We start from the raw sequence: 9,549 nt of genomic DNA, 5'->3' as shown, positions 1-9,549 counted from the left end.
TAAATAATCAATCACCAGAAACCGGTATTCCTGTCCTGGAACGAATTCTTCAACAATAACTTTTTTGGCAAAATTAAAGGCATTTTCAATGGCAGAAACAAGTTCCTGGCGGCTTTGGATGTTGGTGCTCACAGCAATTCCGTGGTCGGTGTTAACAGGTTTTACCACAGCAGGTAACTGAACTGAATCGAGAATGTCTGGTTTATAACCGCTTGCCAATAAAATTCCTTTGGCATGACTGATGCCGCTTCGCTGAAGGAATTGCCGGGTCATCCATTTGTCGTTGGAAATCCAGTAGGCAATAAGGCTGTTGGCGTCTGAAATGGTGCCTTCATGAATGATGTATTCTTTGTTGTTGGATGTAACTGAGATCAGATTATTTTCGGCATCAATAATTTCGAATGGCAGTTTACGGAGCAAAATTTCGGCAATAATGATTTGCGTGGTGGCTTCAAAATTTTCGTAGCCGGGTAGTGGTGTAAAATTATAGTTGCTGGTTTCCATATTGATATTCCTTTTTAGCTAGCAATTCTGTTTAGATGAAACGAGCCGTCAAAACTATTCTAATATTTACCAGGATTTTGATATCGGCGAATTCCATGTTTTTCCATTGAAAATAAACTACTATTAAAACATGAAAATAACATATTCTATTGGGAATAGTTTTAGGAATTAGAAATAGAACCAATAATTTAAAAATTAAATGAGATGAATGTTGAAATATCAACAATCAGGTATTTTAATGCATTTCCAAAAGTAGTATCTTTGGAAAAATAAATTTTACATGAGTATTGCCTACAGAAATAAAAGAATAAACAGCTATTTCAGATTAATGAAAAACTGGGATACGGAGTCAAAAAAGGATTTAATTATAAAATTGACTAAATCCATCAATGATAGGAATGAAGCCAAATATGATTTTTCTTCTTGTTTTGGTGCCTGGGATGATGAAAGAAGTGCAGATGAAATTATTGAAGAAATCAGAAATTCCAGAGTAAATAACAGAGAAATTGAAGGTTTTTAATGGATTATTTATTAGATACGAACATTTGCATCTACTATTTTAAGGGGCAATTCAAGATTAAAGAAAAGATAGAACAAATTGGATATGAGAGATTTGCTATTTCTGAGATAACTCTCGCTGAATTGATTTATGGTGCTGAGAAAAGTCAGAAAAGGAATAAAAATATTGCAGTCGTGAAGGATTTTTCAGAAAAAATTACCATAATTCCCATATTCGAATCAATAAATATTTACGGGAAGGAAAAAGCGAGGTTGAAAACAAAAGGAACAATTATCAGTGATTTGGATTTATTTATTGGCGCCTCAGCGATATTTAATGGAATGACGCTGGTAACCCAAAATGTCAGGGAGTTTGAAAGAATGGAAAATATTAGAATTGAAAATTGGATTGAAAATTTCTAAAATCTCATTTGATGGCGCAATTCTGAAATATTTCTTCCCAAAAATCTACTCTACTTCAACGTAAACTCCGCTGAAACCGTCACCTTAATATTTTTTCGGGCTGAACTGGTGTTGTGAATTCCGTAACCGGCTACTTCGGTGGAATAGGGTTCAGTAATCTGAAAAACTCCTGCGCGGGCCGAAATAAGTTTATCTACTTTCAAATCGGTGGTGGAAGTGATTTCCGCGGCGCGTTCGTACGCATTTTCGGTGGCTTTTCCCAACAGTTGTTTTTTTATTTCTTCAATTTCGGAGCTGTAAAATTCCATGGTGGAATTGTCGAATGTTACGCCGCCGTCCACAAAAAGTATGGGATCGATGGCAAGTTGTTCTACTTTTTCAATTTCATTCGAAACGATGTAAATGCGTTGGTCGAGGGTGTAGCCGATGTGTCCGCCGGTACCGTATTCTCGGTTTACATTCACCGGGAAAACCTTAAACTCCGAAGCCTGAATCCCGGTTTGTTCCCAAAGTTTCTGGAAATTTTCCAGCTTGCGGGCCATGATTTGGTAACCTTCCTGGGTTCCGGTAAGTGAAACCCGCTCGGAAAAGCTTACCGACCATTTTACGATGTCGCTGTCAAATTCCTCGGTACCGTATCCCACCACGCGAACGGTTTGCTGCACCTGCCTCGATTGCTGGAAAAACCATCCCCAAACGCCGAAAGCAATGATAATAGAAATCCCTAAAATAAAAGCCCACGAATTTTTCATACGAATTATTTTTATGAAACGTAACTTAGCGGCTTGGCGCCTTTGCGAGAAAAAAGTTACAACTTATTTTTCAAGAAATGAAATTATTTTCTGTGCTGTTTATTCTCACCCAATCACTACGTTGATTATTTTTTTGGGAACGAAGATGAACTTGCGAACGGTTTTGCCTTCCAGCCACTTTTGAGCTTTGTAGTCGGCCAAAACTGCTTTTTCAATTTCGGGTTGCAGCATATCAACAGGCAGTTCAATTTTAAATCGCATTTTGCCGTTAAACGAAACCGGATATTCAAAGCTGTCTTCCTGCAGCAGGCTTTCATCCACTTCTGGCCAGGGTTCGTAGGCCAGCGTTTCTTTGTTCCCGTAAATCGACCAAAGTTCTTCTCCCAAATGCGGTGCAAACGGCGAAAGGATTTTGGCAAACGTTTCAGCAGTTTGTTTGGTCACTTTTCCTTTTTTAATGGCCAGGTTGTTGAAAACCATCAACGCAGAAATGGCGGTGTTGAACTTCAGATTCTCAATGTCAACCGCAACTTTTCGGATTGTTTGGTGCAGCAGTTTAGCCACTTCCTTGTCTTCTTCGCCATCCACAACATTGCCGGTATCAGCAAAAAAGCGGTGGGCGCGGTTCAGGAAGTTGAAAACCCCTTTTACCCCGTTTTCGGCCCACGGTTTGCGCTCGTCCAGTGGTCCCATAAACATTTCGTACAACCGCAGCGAGTCGGCACCGTACCGTTCAATTACATCGTCGGGATTCACCACGTTTTTCAGCGATTTCGACATTTTGGCCACAATTTGTTTCAGCTCCTCACCGGTTTCGGTATGGAAATATTTGCCGTCGCGTTCTTCTACCAAATCCGAAGAAACCTTGGCGCCGGTTGCTGTTTCGTAGGCAAACGCCAGGATCATTCCCTGATTATACAATTTTTGGAACGGTTCGTCGGTGGAAACAATTCCCAAATCGAACAGAACTTTGTGCCAGAAGCGCGAGTAAAGCAGGTGCAGCACAGCGTGTTCAGCTCCGCCAATATACAGGTCAACCGGCATCCAGTATTTTTCCATTTCCGGGTCGAAAATGCGTTGATCGTTAAATGGATCAATGTAACGCAAATAATACCAGCACGAACCCGCCCACTGCGGCATGGTGTTGGTTTCGCGGCGGCCCTTGCGTCCGTTTTTGTCGGTTACGTGTAGCCATTCTTTGGCATTGGCCAGTGGCGATTCACCCGAATCTCCGGGCGAATATTTTTCCAGTTCGGGCAGCAGCAATGGCAATTCGGCGTCGTCGAGCAGCGAAACCTCGCCATCTTCCCAGTGGATTACCGGGAATGGCTCGCCCCAGTATCGCTGGCGACTGAAGAGCCAGTCGCGCATTTTAAAATTTACTGTAGCTGTTCCCAGCCCCCGTTTTTCCAGCCAGTCAATGGTTTTTTTGATACCTTTTTCTTTGTTCAGCCCGTTAATGTTCAATCCGGTTTCTTCGCTGGAAGAATTAATATATTCTCCGTCTTCGGTCCAGCATTTGTCGCCGGCCAGAATTTCTTCGCGGCCTTCAACATCTTTTGGGTCGAGAATGCAAATGATTGGAATGTCGAATTCTTTGGCAAATTCAAAGTCGCGGGTGTCGTGTGCCGGAACCGCCATGATGGCACCGGTACCGTAACCCATCAAAACATAGTCGGCAATCCAGATGGGGATGGGCTGGTTGTTCACCGGATTAATGGCGTAACGGCCTGTAAACACACCTGTTTTTTCCTTGGCCAGGTCGGTGCGGTCCAAGTCCGATTTTAATGCTGCAGCATTGATATATTTTTCTACTTCTTCTTTTTTCTTTGGAATGGTAATTTCTCCGGCCAGCTCGTGTTCAGGCGCAATGACCATGTAAGTTGCGCCAAAAAGCGTATCGGGTCGCGTGGTGTAAACCCGCAGTTTTTTGTTCAGCCCGTCAATCTGAAAATCAATTTCGGCGCCGGTGGATTTGCCAATCCAGTTTTTCTGCATGTCAATCACACCGGCAGGCCAGTCGAGGAATTCCAATCCCTTCAACAAACGTTCGGCATAATGAGGAATGCGCAACAACCACTGTTTCAGGTTTTTTCGTGTCACCGGATGTCCACATTTCTCGTGCGAACCGTCGGTTAACACTTCCTCGTTGGCGCAAACCGTTTTGCACGAATCACACCACCACACCTGGGCGTTGTCGTAATAGGCCAATCGTTTTTCAGAGATGTATTCGGTTATCGCAATTTCACCTTTTTCTTTTATTTCTTCAGGAATGGGAAGTTCTGAAATAGGCCTTCCTTTTTGTTGTTCTTTATCGAACCAGGTGTTGTACAGTTGTTTAAAAATCCACTGTGTCCATTTAAAATAGTGCGGGTCGGTGGTGTTGATTTCGCGGTCCCAGTCGTAGCTCAGGCCAATGGCTTTTATTTGCCTGCGGAAATTATCGCAGTTTTTATTGGTAGTGATGGCCGGGTGAGTGCCGGTTTGCATGGCGTATTGTTCTGCCGGCAATCCAAAAGCATCGTAGCCCATAGGATGAAGCACGTTAAAACCCTTCATCCGTTTGTACCTGCTCATAATATCGGTTGCGGTATAACCTTCAGGATGTCCTACATGCAAACCTGCTCCCGAAGGATAGGGAAACATGTCGAGAATGTAATATTTCGGTTTAGAAAAATCGTCAGGCGTTTTAAAGGTTTTGTTTTCTTCCCAGTATTTCTGCCACCGGGGTTCTATTTTCGCGAAATTGTATTCCATTTTTTTGATGTTACTTAAAATTCCGGTTTGAAGGCGCAAAGATAAAAAAATGATTGGTGGAGAAGGAGGAAAGTAAAGGGCAAAAAAAAGCGCTTTGAAAAGCGCTTTCTACGAGTTTGAAGTTTTTTAATACGAAACAATTGGATCAAGTGCTTTCGCCTGATCTACAAAATCAGAAACTTGTTTTAAAGCTGGAACAGCGCGGGTAATTTTCTTTTCTTCCTGAACTTCAACCAGTTTGGCATGAAGGTTTTCAGCATTGCGGTTTCTCAACTCTTTTACGGTGTCAACACCGGCTGCTTTCAATAATTCAGCAAACTGGGAACCAATTCCCTTTATGCGGAATAAATCTGCCATGTTAACCCAGTCTAAAACTTTTGCCTCGTCGATGCCTGAATCGGCAGCCAGGTTTTTTCTTCCGGCTTTTGTTGCTCCAGTTTCGAGTAATCCTTCGACTGTTTGAACTCCTGCACCAGCTAATTTTTCAGCAAAGGCTGGTCCAATTCCTTCAATCTCTGTGATTTTCTTCGTCATAATTATTTTAGTTAATGTTAAACGACTAAAAGCCAAATTTTTTTTCCAATCCACCAAGAAGTTTGTCTTTTACTGATCCTTTAATTAAATCACCCAGTAAATCCTGAACTCCTTCCTTGTTGTCTTTTCCTTTTTCAGATGCAAAACTACCAAGCTTGTTAATGATAAAAGGAACAGCAAAACCCGCTACTTTTGCGGCAACTTCTTTTGGAAGTCCAACTTTTGCAGCCAGATTTCCAACCGAGTTGTTAATGAGGTTGTTGGCAAAACCAGTTGAGGCTCCTCCTTTTCCAAAAAGTGAAAGAATGTCGTCAAACTGCCCTTGTTTTGCTTTTTCTGCCAACCCATTTTTAATAGTTTCTGCAACAACTCCAGATGCGTTTTTTGCATTTTCTGGTTGTAAGTCGGTTTTACCGGCTAATTGGTTAGCCAGTTCACCTTTTACTGAATTTAAAAAATCGTTGAGCATACTGTTTGTTTTTAAAATTTCCTGAAGGTACTTAAAATTTTAAAAATTAGTGTAACTTCCGTTCATAATAAAAATGAAAATATGAGTAACGAAAAGCTTTTGCAAGTTTTAGGTTCTTCTTATCAGTTTAAAGGAGATTCAATTTTAATGGGTTCAGCTATTTGCGGAGATGGTTTTCAAAGTAGTACACAAATTCGGTTGCCTTTAAAGACCATGAACCGGCACGGACTAATTTCAGGAGCTACCGGAACGGGGAAAACCAAAACATTACAGGTTGTTGCAGAGAATCTGTCAAATGCCGGAGTGCCGGTACTTGTAATGGATATTAAAGGTGATTTGAGTGGACTTGGAGCACCTGGCTCCATGAATCCGGTTATCGAATCGCGGGCAAATACCATTGGAATGAATTGGGAAGGGAAAGCTTTTCCTCTTGAATTTTTGAGTATTTCAGAAGAACCCGGAGCGAAGTTGCGCGCAACGGTTTCGGAATATGGCCCGGTACTTTTGGCAAAAATTCTGGACCTGAACGATAATCAAAGTGGTATTTTGTCCATGATTTTTAAATATTGCGACGACCGTGGCCTTCCACTTCTTGATTTTAAAGATTTGAAAAGTGTTCTGAATTATATTCAGGGTGAGGGGAAAGAGGAATTTAAAACTGAATATGGATTTGCCCACACTTCTTCGGTAGGATTAATCATGCGAAACATTATAAAACTGGAACAACAAAGCGCCAATGAGTTGTTCGGCGAACCTTCTTTCGATGTTTTTGATTTAATGCAACAAACTCCTGCCGGAGAAGGCATAATTAGTGTAATCCGGCTTACCGATATGCAAAGTAAACCCAACCTGTTCAGTACTTTTATGCTTTGTTTGCTGGCAGAAATTTTCCAGAAAATGCCCGAACTGGGCGACCCGAAAAAACCTGAACTTGTTATTTTTATTGATGAAGCACACCTCATTTTTAAAAATGCCTCCAAAGAACTGCTCGATCAGTTGGAAATGACCATTAAACTCATCCGTTCAAAAGGAGTAGGTATCTTTTTTGTTACGCAATCGCCCAACGATATTCCTGCATCTATTTTAGGTCAATTGGGAACCAAAATTCAACATGCACTGCGTGCTTTTACTGCCAAAGACCGTAAAGCAATCAAACTGGCAGCCGAAAATTATCCCTATTCAGCTTTTTATCAGGTAGATGAATTGATTACCCAGATAGGAATCGGGGAAGCTTTTATTTCAACTTTAGATGAAAAAGGAAGGCCAACCGAACTGGTGCACACGCTAATCCGCCCCCCATATTCGCGAATGGATGTTTTAACGGCGGCTGAGATAGAGCGAATTCATGGCAAATCGGAAATGATTAAAAAATACAATGTTGATTACGACCGCGAAAGTGCCTATGAAATTTTACTGGAGCGAATTGAAGAAAAAGCAAGGCGGGAAACTTACCGATCCGAACCGCAGGAAACTACCTCAGGGAGAACATCCACCAGAAGGACTTCAACCCGATCGTCAAGAACAACCTCTACTTTCGAGAAGATTCTGAAAAGCCAGGTTACCACTACCATAGCAAGGGAAGTTGCCCGCGGACTGCTTGGTGTTTTAGGTTTGAAATCCACCACCCGGAGAAGATAATCAGATGGCATCTGGTTCGAAGGTATTTCCATCGTTTAAATTTCCGGTGGAAAAACCTTTTCGGAACCAGCTCATGCGCTGATCAGAAGTTCCGTGGGTGAAAGAATCGGGAACCACGTAGCCCTGCGATTGCATTTGAAGTCGGTCGTCGCCCACAGCCTGGGCTGCATTAAATGCTTCTTCCAAATCGCCTTCCTCCAAAATATTTTTCATTTTCTGAGCATGATGTGCCCAAACTCCTGCATAAAAATCGGCTTGCAATTCCAATCTCACTGTTAATTCGTTGTACTGATTTTTGCTGACTTGTTGCTGAAGAGAATGCACCTCGCCTAAGGTGCCAAGCTGTTTTTGCACATGGTGCCCTACCTCGTGAGACACAATATACGCAATGGCAAAGTCACCTCCGGCGCCCAGTCTTTCCTGAAGTTGCTCCAGAAAAAGCAAATCGATGTAAATGCGATCGTCGCCCGGGCAATAAAACGGGCCGGTAGCTGCACTGGAAAACCCACAGGCTGATTGCACCTGCCCACTAAAAAGCACAAGGTTGGGTTCATGGTATTGCAACCCCATTTCACTAAAAAGTTTGTGCCAAACATCTTCTGTGTCGGCCAGAACAACCGAAATAAATTCAGCCAGCTCTTCTTCGTGTGCAGAGGGAACGTAACTGGAAGCAGCTTCTGTAGGTTCATTTCCCGACTGTAAAAAGTTTAATGCCATTTGAGGATCGCCACCCAGCAACACATAAAATACCAGGGCAACAACCGCAAAGAGACCTCCCCTGATTCCAACTTTTTTTCCGGTTGACATTCCCCGCCTGTCTTCAACGTTTGAGCTTTGTCTTCTGCCTTTGTAACGCATTTTTTATTGAATTAAACGAGTGAATAGAACATTTTGCATTATTTACATTCAGGATTTTTTACCCTTGAAGAGTTCGGTTTCCAGAGGTGGCCATTTCATATTCAGGTTTGTGAGAGTTTCCAGAACGGTTTTTGCCACAAAGTATAGTTTTTGCCAGTTTGTATCAGCAGGTACTACCTGCCATGGAATGGTATTGCATCGAGTAATTATTTTTTCATAAACCCCCAGGTAGGCATCAAATTTTTTCCGGGTTTCCCAGTCGCCATCGTTATGTTTCCAAAACTTTCTTTCCAGTTCAATACGTTCTTTTAAACGTTTTTTCTGAACCTCCGGCGAGACATTCAGGAAAAACTTTAAAACTTTTGTGCCATTGTGTTCCAGTAGCTTTTCAAAGTGGTTAATTAACTCATACCGGGCTTCAATGGTTTCCTCCGGGAAAATTTTTTCAACTGTTGGAACCAGAATATCTTCGTAATGAGAGCGAATAAAAACCTGAATGGTTCCTTTTGCCGGCGAATGTTTGTGCACACGCCATAAAAAATCATGCGTATATTCTTCGGGAGTAGGTTTTTTAAAACTTTTTATGGAATATCCCACCGGGTTACAATATTTTAGCAACCCGCGGGTTAGACCGTCCTTGCCAGATGCATCCAGTCCCTGCAGAATAATTAATAAACTGTGTTTCTCTTCAGCGTGCATTAAATACTGAAATTCACCAATTTGCTTTAAAATCTGCTTTGTTACATCTTTTGTTTCTTTTTTATTGAGGTCCGGATCATGAGTTTTGTAATTCATTGCTGAAACTTTAAGTGGTTAAAAATATCACATGATATGATTTGGTTTGAAATATAGCAAAAAAAAGGATTTGAAATACAGAGGAATTGTATTATTTACATTTATTTCCGGGAATGTTGGAGACAGGAATAATCAATGAATTTTTCGGGTTAAAAAACCGGTAAGCCCAAATTTAAAAAAAATGTAATTTTTTGTGCCTGTTTTAATTTCAAATTATAATTTAAAGGTGAATTATTATACATTTGTGTAATTTGATTTTTCTCCTAAAAATATACATTTACCCCGTTTCTTATTTTGAACACAAGTTTTACAGGACTACTG

At 41.4% G+C, this 9,549-nt stretch carries 9 protein-coding genes and 1 pseudogene; 3 read left to right on the top strand and 7 right to left on the bottom strand.

Annotation, left to right across the window (positions count from 1 at the left end; all coding sequences use genetic code 11):
* A pseudogene (locus ACESMA_RS20790) lies at window positions 1-504 on the bottom strand (glutamate ligase); the annotation flags it as partial.
* Window positions 505-832: 328 nt separating this feature from the next.
* Between ACESMA_RS20790 and ACESMA_RS20785 the strand changes: the two are divergent.
* Together ACESMA_RS20785 and vapC are read left to right on the top strand one after the other, a co-directional pair.
* Window positions 833-1,024 carry a hypothetical protein gene (locus tag ACESMA_RS20785; RefSeq protein ID WP_372950801.1) on the top strand — a complete coding sequence of 64 codons (192 nt, stop codon included), beginning with the start codon at window positions 833-835 and terminating at the stop codon, window positions 1,022-1,024.
* Window positions 1,024-1,425 (top strand): type II toxin-antitoxin system tRNA(fMet)-specific endonuclease VapC, encoded by a 402-nt coding sequence (gene vapC, locus ACESMA_RS20780; protein WP_372950800.1) that lies wholly within the window; start codon window positions 1,024-1,026, stop codon window positions 1,423-1,425. Before ACESMA_RS20785 ends, vapC begins: the two co-directional genes overlap by 1 nt.
* A 50-nt stretch (window positions 1,426-1,475) precedes the next feature.
* On the opposite strand, the gene ACESMA_RS20775 is transcribed toward vapC, so the two are convergent.
* From ACESMA_RS20775 to ACESMA_RS20760, 4 genes are all read right to left on the bottom strand, one after another.
* Complete coding sequence (locus tag ACESMA_RS20775; RefSeq protein WP_372950799.1) at window positions 1,476-2,177, bottom strand: SIMPL domain-containing protein; 702 nt, start codon at window positions 2,175-2,177, stop codon at window positions 1,476-1,478.
* A 105-nt stretch (window positions 2,178-2,282) separates the two neighbouring features.
* On the bottom strand, window positions 2,283-4,934 hold the full coding sequence (gene leuS / locus ACESMA_RS20770; RefSeq protein WP_372950798.1) for a leucine--tRNA ligase: 2,652 nt from the start codon (window positions 4,932-4,934) through the stop codon (window positions 2,283-2,285).
* 126 nt (window positions 4,935-5,060) lie between these two features.
* Window positions 5,061-5,468: a DUF4332 domain-containing protein gene (locus ACESMA_RS20765; RefSeq protein WP_372950797.1), complete on the bottom strand. Its 408-nt coding sequence runs from the start codon at window positions 5,466-5,468 to the stop codon at window positions 5,061-5,063.
* A 25-nt stretch (window positions 5,469-5,493) separates the two neighbouring features.
* Window positions 5,494-5,937 (bottom strand): hypothetical protein, encoded by a 444-nt coding sequence (locus ACESMA_RS20760; RefSeq protein WP_372950796.1) that lies wholly within the window; start codon window positions 5,935-5,937, stop codon window positions 5,494-5,496.
* 81 nt (window positions 5,938-6,018) lie between these two features.
* Here ACESMA_RS20760 and ACESMA_RS20755 point away from each other — a divergent pair, with 81 nt between their 5' ends.
* Complete coding sequence (locus ACESMA_RS20755) at window positions 6,019-7,575, top strand: helicase HerA-like domain-containing protein (RefSeq protein ID WP_372950795.1); 1,557 nt, start codon at window positions 6,019-6,021, stop codon at window positions 7,573-7,575.
* Here the strand turns inward: ACESMA_RS20755 and ACESMA_RS20750 are convergent, their stop codons facing one another.
* Both ACESMA_RS20750 and ACESMA_RS20745 read right to left on the bottom strand, forming a co-directional pair.
* A complete protein-coding gene (locus ACESMA_RS20750; protein ID WP_372950794.1) occupies window positions 7,576-8,433 on the bottom strand; it encodes a neutral zinc metallopeptidase in 858 nt (285 codons plus the stop codon). It lies immediately after the preceding gene.
* A 48-nt stretch (window positions 8,434-8,481) separates the two neighbouring features.
* A complete protein-coding gene (locus tag ACESMA_RS20745) occupies window positions 8,482-9,228 on the bottom strand; it encodes a PPK2 family polyphosphate kinase (protein WP_372950793.1) in 747 nt (248 codons plus the stop codon).
* Window positions 9,229-9,549 lie beyond the last annotated feature (321 nt).

The organism is Mariniphaga sp. (genome assembly GCF_041687215.1).
Classification (GTDB): domain Bacteria; phylum Bacteroidota; class Bacteroidia; order Bacteroidales; family Prolixibacteraceae; genus Mariniphaga.
Note: the sequence above shows the minus strand (reverse complement) of the source record. Positions and strands in the feature narration are given on the sequence as shown.

Bases quoted from the DNA above. Each gene is read 5' to 3' on its own strand.
- ACESMA_RS20785 (WP_372950801.1), top strand. From the start codon at position 833: ATGAAAAACTGGGATACGGAGTCAAAAAAGGATTTAATTATAAAATTG.
- vapC (WP_372950800.1), top strand. From the start codon at position 1,024: ATGGATTATTTATTAGATACGAACATTTGCATCTACTATTTTAAGGGG.
- ACESMA_RS20775 (WP_372950799.1), bottom strand. From the start codon at position 2,177: ATGAAAAATTCGTGGGCTTTTATTTTAGGGATTTCTATTATCATTGCT.
- leuS (WP_372950798.1), bottom strand. From the start codon at position 4,934: ATGGAATACAATTTCGCGAAAATAGAACCCCGGTGGCAGAAATACTGG.
- ACESMA_RS20765 (WP_372950797.1), bottom strand. From the start codon at position 5,468: ATGACGAAGAAAATCACAGAGATTGAAGGAATTGGACCAGCCTTTGCT.
- ACESMA_RS20760 (WP_372950796.1), bottom strand. From the start codon at position 5,937: ATGCTCAACGATTTTTTAAATTCAGTAAAAGGTGAACTGGCTAACCAA.
- ACESMA_RS20755 (WP_372950795.1), top strand. From the start codon at position 6,019: ATGAGTAACGAAAAGCTTTTGCAAGTTTTAGGTTCTTCTTATCAGTTT.
- ACESMA_RS20750 (WP_372950794.1), bottom strand. From the start codon at position 8,433: ATGCGTTACAAAGGCAGAAGACAAAGCTCAAACGTTGAAGACAGGCGG.
- ACESMA_RS20745 (WP_372950793.1), bottom strand. From the start codon at position 9,228: ATGAATTACAAAACTCATGATCCGGACCTCAATAAAAAAGAAACAAAA.